This is a genomic window from Arthrobacter sp. NPDC055138, from assembly GCF_053607305.1.
Window position 1 is genome coordinate 119831 of the sequence record NZ_JBSGTH010000004.1, and the last position, 14321, is coordinate 134151.

14 protein-coding genes are annotated in these 14321 nt (G+C 65.2%); 13 read left to right on the forward strand and 1 reads right to left on the reverse strand.

Going from position 1 to position 14321, the window contains the following annotated elements; translation table 11 throughout:
• Positions 1–2: 2 nt before the first annotated feature.
• Positions 3–995: a phosphate/phosphite/phosphonate ABC transporter substrate-binding protein gene (locus ACWF5H_RS11265; protein ID WP_452036887.1), complete on the reverse strand. Its 993-nt coding sequence runs from the start codon at positions 993–995 to the stop codon at positions 3–5.
• Positions 996–1786: 791 nt separating this feature from the next.
• On the opposite strand from ACWF5H_RS11265, the gene ACWF5H_RS11270 reads away from it, so the two are divergent.
• The 13 genes from ACWF5H_RS11270 to otnC are packed head-to-tail and all read left to right on the forward strand — an operon-like array spanning position 1787 to position 14188.
• Positions 1787–2935 carry an ABC transporter substrate-binding protein gene (locus ACWF5H_RS11270; RefSeq protein WP_452036888.1) on the forward strand — a complete coding sequence of 383 codons (1149 nt, stop codon included), beginning with the start codon at positions 1787–1789 and terminating at the stop codon, positions 2933–2935.
• 46 nt (positions 2936–2981) lie between these two features.
• Positions 2982–4046: a hypothetical protein gene (locus ACWF5H_RS11275; protein WP_452036890.1), complete on the forward strand. Its 1065-nt coding sequence runs from the start codon at positions 2982–2984 to the stop codon at positions 4044–4046.
• A 26-nt stretch (positions 4047–4072) separates the two neighbouring features.
• Positions 4073–5332 carry a purple acid phosphatase family protein gene (locus ACWF5H_RS11280; RefSeq protein WP_452036891.1) on the forward strand — a complete coding sequence of 420 codons (1260 nt, stop codon included), beginning with the start codon at positions 4073–4075 and terminating at the stop codon, positions 5330–5332.
• Positions 5301–6287: a carbohydrate ABC transporter permease gene (locus tag ACWF5H_RS11285; RefSeq protein ID WP_452036893.1), complete on the forward strand. Its 987-nt coding sequence runs from the start codon at positions 5301–5303 to the stop codon at positions 6285–6287. Before ACWF5H_RS11280 ends, ACWF5H_RS11285 begins: the two co-directional genes overlap by 32 nt.
• The gene (locus ACWF5H_RS11290) at positions 6284–7198 is read left to right on the forward strand and encodes a carbohydrate ABC transporter permease (RefSeq protein WP_452036894.1); all 915 of its coding nucleotides are present in this window, start codon (positions 6284–6286) and stop codon (positions 7196–7198) included. Before ACWF5H_RS11285 ends, ACWF5H_RS11290 begins: the two co-directional genes overlap by 4 nt.
• Positions 7195–7986: a DUF6282 family protein gene (locus ACWF5H_RS11295; protein ID WP_452036895.1), complete on the forward strand. Its 792-nt coding sequence runs from the start codon at positions 7195–7197 to the stop codon at positions 7984–7986. Before ACWF5H_RS11290 ends, ACWF5H_RS11295 begins: the two co-directional genes overlap by 4 nt.
• On the forward strand, positions 7983–9053 hold the full coding sequence (locus ACWF5H_RS11300) for a Gfo/Idh/MocA family protein (protein WP_452036897.1): 1071 nt from the start codon (positions 7983–7985) through the stop codon (positions 9051–9053). The genes ACWF5H_RS11295 and ACWF5H_RS11300 overlap by 4 nt, the downstream gene beginning before the upstream one ends.
• Positions 9050–9679, forward strand: a complete 630-nt coding sequence (locus ACWF5H_RS11305) for a hypothetical protein (protein ID WP_452036898.1) — start codon at positions 9050–9052, stop codon at positions 9677–9679. The genes ACWF5H_RS11300 and ACWF5H_RS11305 overlap by 4 nt, the downstream gene beginning before the upstream one ends.
• Positions 9676–10719, forward strand: a complete 1044-nt coding sequence (locus tag ACWF5H_RS11310; protein WP_452036899.1) for an isocitrate/isopropylmalate dehydrogenase family protein — start codon at positions 9676–9678, stop codon at positions 10717–10719. Before ACWF5H_RS11305 ends, ACWF5H_RS11310 begins: the two co-directional genes overlap by 4 nt.
• Positions 10716–11564 carry a sugar phosphate isomerase/epimerase family protein gene (locus ACWF5H_RS11315; protein WP_452036900.1) on the forward strand — a complete coding sequence of 283 codons (849 nt, stop codon included), beginning with the start codon at positions 10716–10718 and terminating at the stop codon, positions 11562–11564. The genes ACWF5H_RS11310 and ACWF5H_RS11315 overlap by 4 nt, the downstream gene beginning before the upstream one ends.
• A complete protein-coding gene (locus ACWF5H_RS11320) occupies positions 11561–12268 on the forward strand; it encodes a FadR/GntR family transcriptional regulator (RefSeq protein ID WP_452036901.1) in 708 nt (235 codons plus the stop codon). Before ACWF5H_RS11315 ends, ACWF5H_RS11320 begins: the two co-directional genes overlap by 4 nt.
• The gene (gene otnK, locus ACWF5H_RS11325) at positions 12258–13562 is read left to right on the forward strand and encodes a 3-oxo-tetronate kinase (protein ID WP_452036902.1); all 1305 of its coding nucleotides are present in this window, start codon (positions 12258–12260) and stop codon (positions 13560–13562) included. The genes ACWF5H_RS11320 and otnK overlap by 11 nt, the downstream gene beginning before the upstream one ends.
• The gene (otnC, locus tag ACWF5H_RS11330) at positions 13559–14188 is read left to right on the forward strand and encodes a 3-oxo-tetronate 4-phosphate decarboxylase (RefSeq protein ID WP_452036903.1); all 630 of its coding nucleotides are present in this window, start codon (positions 13559–13561) and stop codon (positions 14186–14188) included. The genes otnK and otnC overlap by 4 nt, the downstream gene beginning before the upstream one ends.
• Positions 14189–14321: the final 133 nt, after the last annotated feature.

Here is a 14321-nt window from a genome sequence, read left to right on the forward strand (position 1 = left end):
GATTACTCGTTGCGGCAGACTTCGGCCTGCGTGGTTTCGCAGATCTCGCTGATGGAGGCGAAGTCGCTGTCCGTGGCTGGTTCGAACGCGAAAGCGCCCGTTCCGCCCCATTCGCACGCCATCTTTCCGGCGTACTCTTCGCCCCAAGGCTCAAGCGCTTCACGCTGATCGTCTGGGCACAGGCCGGCTTCGGCAGCGGTTACGGCGTTGTACTTGAGGACGGCGTCGCTGATTTTGGCGCGCAGGTCTTCCGGTAGCCAATTGCCGATCACCATCGGGGTGCCCGGAATGTCAGGGGAGGTCCAGATGGTTTCGACGTCGCCGTCTTTAATGACGCCGCGTGCCGGCAGGAGATCGGTGACGAAGGTGCCGGCCACGAAGGCCACATCGCAGTCGCCCGCCAGCATCTGGGTCACCGCAACATCGTGCGAGCCCGCGAAGATCGGGTTAATGTCGCTCTTGGGGTCGAGGCCGATGTTGATCAAACCGGCAGCCGCGGCCAGGTACCCGGTGCTCGAAGCCGGATCAGTGAAGCAGACGTCCTTGCCTTTCACGTCCTCGATGTCCTTGATGTCAGAGCCCGCAGCCACCACTCCGAGTGACTGGACTGCCCCGGAGCCCGCTGCGGGAGTCCGCTGGTCCATGGCCACGGGGGTGACATCGGCGACGCCTTGGGCGAGGTAGTAGGAGAAGGCGCCGTAGGTCGCCACGTCAACACGTTCGGCCGCTTGGGCTTCGATGACACCGGCGTTGCTGCTGACCGCCTCAATGCTGGTCGGCAAACCGGTCTCTTTCTCGATGGCGGCGACAATCGGCTTGAAGCTGTTTTCCAGCTCTTCGCTGTTGTCAGTCGGCACCACTGCGAAAACCAGCGAGTCAGGGGCTGCGCTCGAGGCGTCGCCCGAGTCAGAGCGGGCGTTCGGGCTGGCTCCGCAGGCGGTGAACAGGAGGCTGGCCGCTGCCAGCGCGGTGGCGGTCTTAAAGATCTTGTGCATGATCGACTCTCTGATTCCTCTAGTTGGGGAAACGGTGCGTGGCGGCCATTCCCACTCGAGAATCACTGAGCAACACTTATCTGGTCGGAAGACCAATGAACTGTGGCCTATTGATCCAGCGAAATCAAAGATGAGTGAATGGCGTAGGTCACAGTGCATCACCAATCATTGAAGTTGTCAACGGTTTGTTCATCTATTGTCGGCGGGCATTTGCGAGCGCCGCGCCGGCATCCATAGAGCAGGCGTCGATTCGGGAGCGGGCACATGTGGGAGTGCTGTAGGGACGGTTGCCGGCTTGGGGTGGCCGGCATCGTCCCAGAAATAACGACGGCGGCGCTCACCACGATCGGCACCGTCACGACCATCGACGCCAGTCCCTCACCGCCTCCGGGGCATCGCCGTGGTTGTATCGCTGTGCCTGCTGGGTGGCTCCATCGACGGCACCCCGGGAGTTGATGTCGGCCGTTGGCCGGTCCGCTACTTGACCCCCCAGTCGGCCTTACCGGGCGGCGCTACGTCACATTGGAAGATTCTTCAGAAACTCCTTGACGGGCTCTGGTTTGCCTGTCAACCTGTAAGACAGGTTGGATGTAAGGCAAATCACAGTCAGTTCAACGATGGTTGGAGTTTCGATGGCGAAATCAATCAGGAATATGGCCGCGCTAGCGGCCGTCGGCGTCCTTGCGCTCACAGGTTGCGCAGCGGGGGCCAGTGATAGCACGGAAAAATCGGCGGCATCGCTGGATTTCTGGACGCAGATTTATGGTGATCCGGCGGAGTGGCGAGAAACCATGGAAGGACTCGCGACGGATTTCGAAGAGGAAACCGGCACACCGGTCAAGGTCGAGTTCATCGACTTCGCCCAGTCCCGCGACCGCTGGCTGCTGGTGTCGCAAGGGTCGGATGCCCCCGACGTCGGCGACATGTACCAGCTGCACACGAACGTCCAGCTGGGTGGAGGCAAAGCCGGCCCCATGCCCATCAGCGATTACCAGGAAAAGCATTGGCCCGACCTGAAGGAGCGGTTCACCCAGCAGCTCCTGGACGACGCCCAGTGGCAAGGTGAGTTCTACGGCATTCCGTGGCGTGCCGACCCGAGGGTCATGATTTACCGCACAGACCTCTTGGAAGCAGCCGGTTTGTCCGGGCCGCCGGCAACGTGGGACGAAGTCCGCGAGTACGCGGAAGCGCTCACCGACGAAAAGGCCCAGAAATGGGGCTTCACCTTCGGCAGCCTGGACGTGGTGCAGGGCATCATCCCCAGCCTGTGGCAGGCCGGCGGGGAATACCTGTCTCCGGACGGCAAGACCGCCACGATTGACACGCCGGAGATGCGGGAGGCCTTGACGTGGATGTCGTCGCTGACCCAGTCGGGGCTGGTGCCGCCGGACTTCATGGACCCCAACTACGACCCGATGACTGATTTCCGTTCCGGCCGGGTGGCCATGATTGCCCAGGCCAGCTCCTCGGACATCGACTCACTGGCCCGGGACTACCCCGAGTTGGACGGCAAGTGGGCAGCGGCCGCGCCGCCAGCCGGGCCCGCAAACGGGGCGTCCTACACCGGGTCCGGTTACTGGGGCGTCCTGCACGGCACCGAGCACCCCGACGAAGCCGTGGAGTTCGTGGAGTTCCTGTCCCGTGACGAGAACATGCAGACCATTTCGGAAGTCTCCGGCAACATGAGCACCAACCTCAACGTGATGAAGTCCGAGCACTGGACCTCCGAGGACCACCAGAAGGTGATGGGCACGGTGTTGGCGGAGGAAGCGCATAGCTCCCAGGCGCCGTCGCCCTTCTGGACCATCATCCGTGATGAAAAGCCCGGCGGCGTGCTGTGGGATCTTTTCTCTTCCGTCCTGGTCTCCGGCGAAGACATCGACTCTTCAGTGACTACAGCGCAACAGCGGATGCAGGAAGTGCTGGACCGCGGAAAGTAGCCCGCAGTCATTTCTGATACCGCGTAACAACCGAAAGGCAGTACAGGTGGGTAACACGCACGTCTCGATCGTGGGACAACAATTTCTGATCAACGGCCAGCCGACCTACGGTGGACAAGCCTTCGAGGACAAAAGCATCGAAGGGCTCCTCTTCAACTCGCGGATGGTGCAGGCCATTTTCGACGACGAGAACTCCGAGACACAGTCCCGCTGGGCTTATCCGGATACCGGCAAGTGGGACGCCGACCGAAACACGACCGAGTTCGTCGCGCTGTTGCCCACCTGGCGCTCCTTCGGCCTGCTGGGGTTCACACTCAACCTTCAGTGCGGCAACCCGGTCCGCGGACGCGGACCCGGTGGCCCTGTCCCGATGCAGCAGCCGTGGGAAGTGTCCGCTTACCTGGCGAATGGCTCCCTGAAGGAAGCGTGGCTGAACCGGCTGAAGCGAGTGATCGACGAAGCCGACCGCCTGGGCATGGTGGTGATCCTTGGCCTGTTCTACTTCGGCCAAGACCACCGGCTCGAAGACGAAGCGGCCGTGATCCGCGCGGCCGAGAACGTGATCCGCTGGCTGGACGATCATGACGTCACCAACGTCGTGATCGAAGTTGCCAACGAATGCAACATCCCGCGCTACAGCCACGAGATCCTGAAGCCGGAGCGCATCCCGGAACTGATGGAGCACGTCCGCGGACTCACGGACCGTCCGATTTCGGCCAGCTATGCTTCGCTGCCGGACGACTACCTTCCGCCCGCTGAACTGGTTGGCGCGGTGGACTTTGTGCTGCTGCACGCCAACGGCATCAATGATCCCGACGTCATCGCCCAGATGGTCGCTGACTCGCGTGCCAAGGCTTACCAAACCGGCGGCGCGAAGCCGATCGTCTTCAACGAGGACAACCACTTCGACTTTTACAAGCCGCGCAACAACTTCCTGGCCGCCGTCGAAAACTACGCCTCGTGGGGATTCTTTGACCCGGGCGAAAGCAACGATTACCACGACGGATTTCAGTGCCTGCCGGTGCAGTGGGGGCTGAGTACTCCCCTCAAGCGGTCCTTTTCCCATGAATTGGGCCGGATGACCGGTGCCGTCTGGAGCGGACGGGCATGACAGCACACGAGATGGAGAAAGAACCAATGACCAGACTGGCCTTCCGCGACGACTTTGCGGATCGGAACGAAATCCACCTCTCGTGGACCGGCGATACGGCAACCAGCATGCATGTGGTGTGGAAGACGCCGCATCCGGGTGCCGCGCTGTCGGCCCGGATCCGGACCGCAGGTACCGCTGACTGGCGCACTGTCGCCTCAAGCCAGCGCGCCGTGGTGGACTCCGGCGCGGTGATCGAGTCCGCCTTCACCGGGCTCTCGCCGCAGAGCCGCTATGAGTATGCCGTGGAAACCCGGCCCGGCCAGTGGTCTGACGTCCGGGAATTCGCCACTGCGGCGCCGGCCCTGGAACGCTTCGCCTTTAATGCGGCGTTTGTCGCCGACACCGGTCTGGTCGGCCGCAGGGACGGCCTGACCAGCGGCACCACCCGCGTGATTGACAGCATTGCCCAGTACCGGCCCCTGCTGATCCTGGAAGGCGGCGACTTCGCGTACTACGACACCGACCGGCGGTTCGAATTCCTTGAGGACGCGATCGACTACTTCTTCAACCAGATGGAGCCGGCGTTCTCGGTTGCGCCGGTCCAGCCGACCTGGGGCAACCATGAGCTGGTCCCGTTCCTGCAGGAATCGTTCGCCCCGTGGGCGGATCGTTTCGCCGTTCCCGAAGGCCTCGACGACGGGCTCTGCTACTCGTTCGACGTCGGCCATGTCCACTTCATCTCTCTCTGCGCCGAAGAACTCTGGGACCCGATCCCGCAGGAGCGGCTGGAGTGGCTGGTTGCCGACATCAAGCAGGCACAGGCCAACGGCTTCGAATGGATCATTCCCTTCCTCCACGTCGCGCCGTTCGCCGATGGCACCAACCATCCGTCCAACGTGAAACTGCGCGAACAGCTGGGACCGATCTTCGAGGAGTTCAACATCCGCCTCGCGTTGACCACGCACGACCAGGCGTACGAACGCACCTTCCCGCTGCGCGATGTGCCCGCGACGAACACCCCCACGACGACGGCGCTCACCGACTATGGTCCCGGCGAGGGAACCGTCTGGGCCAAGGTCAGCCCGGGCGGCAAGATGAGCAACATCAACAAGTCGTTCTCCAACTTTGCCCACGATGAGGCTCCCTCGTGGACCGCCGTCCGCAGCAACATCATGCACTGCTGGGCCAAGCTCGAATTCGATGAAGACGGGGGCCTCACGGTGACGGTCGTGGGGGGTCCGGGGAACTCCCACGACGAGGAGGTGGTCCTGGATGAGTTCAGGTACGCTCCACCGCAGTCCTGAGCAAACAGCCGCCGCGGCTCTCAGCCGCGGCGGCAAGTCCCGCCGTCGCCGGTCCCGCGGGTTCCTGTTCGAAGCACTGATGGTGCTGCCGGCGATGCTGGTGGTCGCGGTCTTTGGGCTGTATCCGCTGATCGACACTCTCCGGATGAGCTTTCTGGACTACGACATCTTCCGCATCCACTTCGCTGGAACACCGTTCGTCGGGCTGGAGAACTACGCGTCCATTCTCAGCCAGCCGGCTTTCCTACAGACCTTCTTGAACACGGCCGTCTTCGGCCTGGTGGTCACCACCGCCATCCTGGTCATCGCACTGGCCGTGGCGCCGGTGCTGAACCGGAAAGTGTTCGGCACCGGCCTGCTCCGCGGGGTTGCACTGATGCCGTGGTTCGTCCCCGGCATCGTGGCCTCGGCCATCTGGCTGTGGATGTTCTCACCGGGCCAGAGCCCGATCAACCAGGTCTTGATGGAACTGGGATGGATCGACGTGCCCCTCCGGTTCCTGGGTGAGACCGGGACCTGGGGGCCCTTCAGCCTCCCGTTGGTAGCCATCGCTGTGGCCCGTATCTGGGGCGGCCTGCCGATCGCCATCACGCTGATCCTCGCTGGGCTGCAGTCGATCGACAATGCCATCTACGACGCGGCGAAGATGGACGGCGCCAACCGGTGGCAGACCTTCCTGCGCATCACCCTGCCGCAGTTGCGTCCCACGCTGCTGATACTGACCTCGCTGCTGCTCATCGCAACGGTCGGCCACTTTGAGCTGGTCTATCTGATGACCGGCGGTGGACCGGACAACCTGACCAACGTGCTGGCGGTGTACTCCTACCAGAAGGCCTTCGTGGACGGCCAGTACGGACTGGCCGCGGCGGCCAGCAGCATCATCCTGGTCATCAGCGCCGTCATCGGCGCGTTCTACATCATGCTGGACCGCCGGTCGCGGGAGGACGGATCATGAGCACTGCAACACTGGACCGCCGCAAGAGCGCGACCGAGCGGAAGCAACGGTCCCGCCGCAAGAGTGTCCCGAGCCCGGTCAGGGTCTTCAGCACAGTGGTCGGCGGCATGGTGGCCCTCGGGCTGGCCATCTACCTGCTGCTGCCCTTCTTCTGGATGCTGAAGAGCGCCTTCCAGCCGGCGGCGGAGATCACGTCCGCCCCGCCCATCTGGGTGCCGATGGACCCCACGCTGGAGAACTTCCGGCAGGCGCTCGCCATGATGCCGTTCCTGCAGCAGATGGGGAACTCGCTGCTGGTCGGCATCTCCGCTGCACTGCTCACCACGCTGATCTCGGCCATGGCGGCTTACATTACGGCCAAATCCAAACTGCGGATTGTGGCGGTAGTGCTGGGCATCCTGGTGTTGAACCAATTGCTACCGGAAATCACCCGACTGCTGCCGGTGTACTTCATGCTCGAGAACCTGGGGCTGATCAACACCTACATCGGCATGATCCTGACCTACACCGGATTCGCAACACCGTTCGCGGCGCTGGTGCTGCACGGCTACTTCCAGAGCAGTTGCCCGCCCGAGCTGGAAGAGGCGGCCTACGTTGACGGATGTTCCCGGATCGGCTCGTTCTTCCGGATCTTCCTGCCCGTCTCGCGCACCGGCCTGGTGGCGGTCTCCTGCATTGTCTTCCTGCAGATTTGGAACGACTTTATTTGGGCCAGCGCCGTGCTCTACCAAGGCGACGTGACGATGCTCCAAGTCGGGCTGCGGTCCTTCCTCGGCCTGGGCGGAGGCGTGCAGTACATGGGCGCCTTCATGGCGGCCTGCGTGATGACCCTGATCCCGGCGTTCGTATTGTTCCTCTTCGTCCAGAAGTACATGGCAGCGGGGCTGTCGGCGGGGGCGACCAAAGGATGATCCGCCCCATCGACTTCCACCTCCATTTCGGGCCGGACGAACGCCCGCGCAAGTACGACGGCCACCGGGTGGTGGCCGACTACCTGGCCATCGGCGCCCGCGGCGTGGTCTACAAGAGCCACCAGTTGGGCACGTCGGTGGGGGCTGCGCTGCTCAACCACCGGCAGGACGGATTCCGCGTCGCCGGCGGAGTGGCGCTGAACACCGGCGTGGGCGGGCTCAACCCGGCCGCCGTCGAGGCCAGCGCGCGCAGCGGCGGCCGGATGGTCTGGCTGCCGACGCATGACTGCACGGTCATCCTCGCGGCGATCCCTGACACCGGCGAGCTGCTCCGTCAGGTCCGGCCGGTGCTCGAGGCCTGCGCCCAGTATGACCAGGTGCTGTGCAGCGGCCACCTTCCGCCGGACGCCACCGTGGCGGTGTTCGCTTTGGCACGAGAGCTCGGCGTGGAACGCCGGGTGGTGAACCATCCAGACCACGTGGAGGTTGACATGCCCGTGCATGTCCAGGCGGACCTCGCCAAAGAGGGCGCCTACATGGAACGCGTGATCCCGCGGCCGCGGAACACCGCCGTCGACCTCGCGGGACTCTTCGCACAAATGCAGGCGGTGGGCCTGGACCGGAACGTGTTGGGCAGCGACCTGGGCCAGCCCGACTCGGAAGACCCAGCGGAGGGCTACGGCAAGTTCCTGCAGGAACTTGCCGGCGAGGGACTGACCGAGGGCCATCTGGCCACCGTCGCGGAATACAACGCCGCAGCACTGCTCGGCTGGGAGGAGCGGTCATGAGCGGAGAGCGGATTCTGCTGGTGGGAGCCGGCCACGTCAGCCAGTATCACTTGGGCGCCTGGGCAGGGATTGCGGACACCGAAGTCGTCGGCATCGTTGATCCCGCCCGGGACCGCGCCGAAGCCCAAGCGGGCCGGTTCGGCATTGGCAAGGTCTACGAGTCCATCGATGACGCCCTCGGCGAGCTCGAAGTAGACGTGGTCGACATTGCCACCCCGCCGGCCACCCATGCGGACGTTCTGCAGGCGGTTTTCCGGCACGGAGTCGATGCCATTTGCCAGAAGCCGCTCGCCGCCGACTTTGGGACTGCCGTCGAGGTCGCGCGGCGGGCGGAAGCGTCGACGTCGCTGGTCATGGTCAACGACAACTGGCGCTACCGGTCCTGGTACCGCCGGCTGCGGGCCATGGTGGCGGACGGCCGGCTCGGCGAGGTTTTCCACGTGTCCTCGTCGGCGCGCTTCGCGGGAACCATCCCGTCGTCGACGTACCCGGAGATTCCGTTCAGCCTGGGCCGGCAGCCCTACTTTGCGGAGCTGGAGCAGTTCCTGCTGCTTGAGTCGACAATCCACCAGATCGATGCCGTGCGCAGCCTGATCGGCAGCCCGGACACGGTCTATGCGCGGGCCCATTCCGTCGCGCCGGAGGTTGTGGGCGAGGACGCGGTCGCGCTGATGCTCGGATATGGCAACGCCACCGCGCTGATCGACCGAAGCTACGCCTCACACACGCTGGACATTCCGCCCGTCGCCAGCGAACGAGTGCGGGTCGAAGGCACCGAGGGCACCGCGATCATCGACGAACTCGGCGGCTTGGTGATAATAAACGACCAGCCGGCCGGCCGCCGGGTGGAGACCATTACGGCCGAACCCGACGCCTACGCCCGCAGCTATTCCACGGCTTTCCGGCACTTCCTTGACGCCCGGAAGGGTGCCGTGGCGCTGGGGTCGACCGTCGGTGACGCGCTGGAGACGCTGGCCGTTGTCTTCGCCGGATACCGCTCCATTGACGACGGCGGTGCCATCCGGATCGATGATCTCGCCACCGCGTACGGCTGGGAACGGCCATGACCACAATCGGCATCATCAACGCAGCGGACAGCGCGCTGGCGCTTGCCCGCGCCACGCTGCGTTCCGAACTGCCGGCGCTGGAGGCATGGACACTCCTCGATGACCGGTTGCTGGCTGACCTCGCGGAAGGCAGAGACGCGGCCGGACGGCTCAGCAACATGGCTGCCGTCCTGGAGGCCGGCGGCGCCGACGCAATCTGGATAACGTGTTCCAGTTTTCCGTCCACTATCCAGGAGATCCGGGCCGCCAGCAGTGTGCCGGTTACTGGCCCGGACGAGTTGATGTTCGATGCCTTGGTGGCCGATGAGGTCGAACATTTCACCATGCTCTACAGCGTGGAGCCGGCGCGGGCTGCGGCGGAATATCATCTTCGGCGCACGGGGCTACACCGCAGCGCGCAGATCGACTGGGTGAAGTGGCATCCCGACCCAGCGGCCGGTCCGATGGACGGCGGCGCCCTCGGCGCCAGCGTGTCCGGCGGCAGCCAGCGCATCGTGCTGGCCCAGTACTCGCTGGAACCCCTCGCCGTTCCGCTGCGGGAGCGGCATGGGATCCCCGTTGCGTGGGGACTGCCCTACGCGATCGATTTTCTACGACCTGATGCACACGAGAAAGAGGCACCATGAGTGACCACCCGAAGACCATTGGCGTCATCGAAGGAGACGGCATCGGGCCGGAAATCATCGAATCCACGCTCCGCGTTCTGGAAGTCGTTGCCCCGCAACTGACGTTCGAATCCCACCCGATCGGACACCTGACGGATTCCGGCCGGGTGGGCGACCCGCTGCCCGATGAGCGGTTGGCGCGGCTGGCCGAACTCGGCGTCATCCTGAAGGGGCCGCTCAGCGCGCCGAAGGGGACCGGTCGGGTGGTCAAGGTCGTCGGCGACGCGGTCCAGGTGTGGCCCAGCGTCAACAATGGCCTGCGACGCGCCTTCGACCTGTACTCCAACGACCGGCCCATCCCGTCCTTCGGGATCGGCGGAGGGCCGGTCCGGCCGGAATTCACCATTGTCCGCGAGGTCTCCGAGGGCATCTACAGCGGCATGGAACATCGGGTCGGCGACGCGGCGTTCGCCATCAAGACCGTGACCGAGGGCGGGTGGCGGCGCATCGCCGAACATGCCTTCAGCCTGGCGCGGACCAGCGGGTACAACAAGGTGTTGCTGGGCCACAAGGCCAACGTGCTCAACGTGGTGGATGGGATGCAGTTGGCCATCACCCGAGACGTAGCGGCCGCCCATCCGGATATCGAATTCAGCGATGTGATGGTGGATGCCCTGGGCATGTACATGGTGCGCGGACAAGTTGAGAAGACCGTTGTGCTGCTGGACAACCAGTACGGCGACATCCTCTCCGACGTCGCGGCCGCGGCGGCCGGCAGCATCGGTCTGGGCCCGGGCGCGAACCTAGGCACGAAGGCGGCCATGTTCGAGGCCTGCCACGGTGCCGCGCCGGATATCGCCGGCCAAGGGATCGCGAATCCCACCGGCATGATTCTCTCGGGTGCCCTGCTGCTGGACCACATCGGACTCGGCGCCGCGGGCAACCGGGTCCGTGAGGCGGTCCGGACGGTGCTGGAGCGTGGCGAATCAGTGACCGGCGACGTCGGCGGAACGGCTTCCACCAAGCAGTACACGGCAGCAGTCGTCGAGGTACTGCGATGAGCGACGGCGGCGGGCTGCGCGCGGCCTACACGGTGATGTCGCCGGAGGCGACCACCACCATGGGGACCGCGTACCCGGGCAAGCTAGCCGACGCTGCCGGCGAGCTCCGGCAGGCAGGGTACGACGGCGTCGAGCTCCAGGTTGAAGCGCCGGCCGAATTTCCGCTGCGCGAAGTGACCGACCCGCTGGGGCGGCACGGCCTGGGTGTCAGCGCACTGGCCACCGGCCCGATGCGCCAGCACCGCGGCTTGAGCCTGAGCAGCGCGGACCCGGCGATAAGGGCACGAACGCTGTCGGAAGCGCAGGTCCTGATCGGGCATGCGGCTGAAATCGGCACCGACGTCTCGTTCGGCAGCATCCTGGACCCCGACATCGTCTTCGACCACGTTCCGCACGATGAGCTGCTGGCCGAGTCGCTCTCGCAGCTGGCCGGATATGCCGAGCGCACCGGTGCACGCATCCTGGTGGAACCCCAGAACCCGGAACAGGTCACCCTGTTGACCGAAGTGCGCGCCACCGAGGAATTCCTGGAACGCCACGGACTGCACGGGGTGGGGCTGATTTTCGACACGTTCCATGTGGTCCGCTCCGGCCTGGTGGCTGCCGAGGAACTGGCTCATGCCACCGGGGTGCCGGCGCTGGTCCAAATCGCCGGAACAGCAGCCCGCGGCGCCGTCGAATATCCTGATGAACAGTTGGAGGGGTTCCTCGACTCTCTGTTATCGCGGGGATACCGGGGATGGATCACAATGGAACATCTCCAAACTTCCGGACTGGAAACTCCAGCCCGTTCGCTGGCCGGACTTCAACGGCTGGTCCCGAGCATGAAGGAGCGGTCCTCATGACTACCCATGTGGATCCTGTTGGCGGGTTGAGGGTCCATACCCTCGCCGAACAGGTGAGTGAGCAGATCGCGAAAACGATCCTGGACAACAACATGGTCGCCGGGGACAAGCTTCCCTCCGAACGCGAGCTCTCGGAACGCTACGGGGTATCCCGACCGGTGGTGCGGGAGGCGCTGCGCGGGCTGACGGCCCGGGGGCTGGTCTCAGTCCGCTCAGGCGTTGGCGCGTGCGTGGCATCGGCAGATGCTGCGCTGGTGACTGACACGCTGCGGTCGTTTTTGCGCGGAGAAGATCTGGACTACGGCCGAGTGCACGAGGTGCGGCTGATGCTGGAACTGCAGATTTCGCGCATCGCCTGCGCCAAGGCAACCGAAGAGGACATCAAGCTCCTGGAAGAGTGCCATGACCGGATGGGGGCGGAGCTTGAGACCGGCAACCATGCGGAGGCCGACGTCGAATTCCACCGCATGGTCGCCACCGCGACGCACAACCCGCTGTACGGCATCATGCTTGATTCGCTGCGTGACGTGTTGGTCCAGGTCCGGAAATCAACGCTCGCGGTGCCGGGCCGCGCGCCCAGGGCCCATGCCCACCACGGAAAGATCCTGGATGCGATCAAACGCCGGGACAGCGTAGCCGCGGAAGCTCACATGCGCGAGCATCTGGAGGACGTATCGAAGGCGCTGGGTTTCGATGTCTACTGAAGCACGGCCGCCCCTGATTGGGGCGATTGCCGACGATTTCACCGGTGCCACCGATGTTGCGGTCGCCTTCAGCAACGCGGGCCTGCGGACCGTCATTTACTTCGGCCTGCCCGGCACGGAAGTTCAACTGCCTCCGACGGATGCAGTCGTCATCGCGCTGAAGTCGCGGACCATCGAACCCAGCGAAGCGACGCGGCAATCGCTGGCTGCCGCCTCCTGGCTGACAGCCTGCGGTGCCCCGCGCCTGTTCTTCAAATACTGCTCCACGTTCGACTCCACGGCGGCAGGGAATATCGGACCCGTGGCCGATGCGCTGGCCGACTTCATCGGTGCCCCGCTAACCGTCGTCGTGCCCGCCTCTCCCGTGCACCAACGCCGGCAATTTATGGGGCAGCTGTACGTGGGTCAGCAGCTGCTGCACGAATCGCCGATGAAGGACCATCCGCTCACTCCGATGACAGACTCGTACATTCCGCGCGTCCTGTCAGCGCAGACCACGCGGCCAGTCGGCCTGCTGGATCACCGGACCGTCGGCCGCGGCGCGGCAGCAATTGCCGCCGGGCTGGAGGAAGCGTTGCACCGCGGTGAACGGTACGTCGTCGTGGACGCGGTCCAGGACACGGACGTGGACGCGATCGGTGAGGCAGTGGCAGAGGATCGGTTAATCACCGGCGCGGCGGGGATCGCCCGCGGCGTGGCGGCGGCCCTTGCCCGGCGGTCGGACCATGCCGGCGCTCCCGGTCTGCAGGAAGCGGCGCCGGCCGAAGCGGGCCGCGCGGTTGTGCTCGCCGGCAGTTGCTCCGCGCGGACGCTGGAGCAGATCGCCGCGATGGAGAGCCACCACCCGTCCTACCGGCTGGACGCGCTCGGCGCCGCCGATCCGCAGGCCTTGGCGGAGGGCGCCCTGGTCTGGTTCGACGCGTTGCCATCGTCGTCCGAGGGAGCCCTGATCTATTCGTCGCTGCCGCCGGCGGAACTGCGTGAAGTCCAGGCCGCGCTGGGGACTGAGCGGGCCTCAGAGATCCTGGAGGAGGCTGCGGCGTGTATCGCGCAAGGGCTCATGCACCGCGACGTCCGGCGGCTGGTGGTGGCCGGCGGCGAGACATCCGGCGCCGTAGTGTCAGCCCTCGGGGTTTCCGGCGGCGTCATCGGCTCCGAGGCGGCCCCGGGTGTGCCCTGGATCTACCCGTCCAACTACCCCCGCTGCGCCCTGCTGCTCAAATCCGGCAATTTCGGTGATCCGGAGCTGTTCCTCCGCGCCGTGGGGGGAACTGCGGAAGTCGCCGTGCAGTGACCCGGACTGAGGAACGGATCCGGGAAAGCATGGTGGCTGCGGCGCGCTCGCTGTTCAGCCGCGGCTTCACCCACGGCAGCACCGGAAACATCAGTGTGCGCCACGGCGAGCGGGTATATGTGACGCCCACAGGCAGCAGCCTGGGCGCGGTGGAAGCCGACGACATCTCGGTGATGGATTTGGAGGGCGTGTCTCTCGGTGGCCCAATTCCCTCCAAGGAGGCTTTCCTGCATGCTGCCGTGCTGCGGGCCCGGCCGCAGGACTCGGCCGTGGTACACACCCATTCCACCTACAGCGCCGCCGTTTCCTGCCTAGCCGGCCTGGACCCCGCGGACGCCATCCCGCCGCTGACCGCATACTTCGCCATGCGGGTCGGACGAGTGCAGCTTCTGCCGTACCACGCGCCGGGCGACGATGCGCTGGGTCCGTTGGCCGAGCAGGCCGCCGCTTCTTCCCGCGCCCTGCTCCTGAGCAACCACGGGCCGGTGGTCTCCGGCGCCAGCCTGGACGCAGCCATGGAAGCCGTCGAGGAATTGGAAGCGACGGCGAAGCTGTATCTCCTGCTGCACAACCGCGACGTCCGCCCGCTCACGCCCGAGCAGGCGTCGGTACTGGCGGGTCGCTAAGCCGCCAAACCTCCCGCCCGCACCCCCAAGCACCCTTCTCGATTTGACCCGCGGGAGCCGCGGAAGATAAGTTTTCGTGGCGTAGGTCACCAGCCGGCCCTTCAGGGGCGCGCAGGGAAGGCCTGAAATCGCC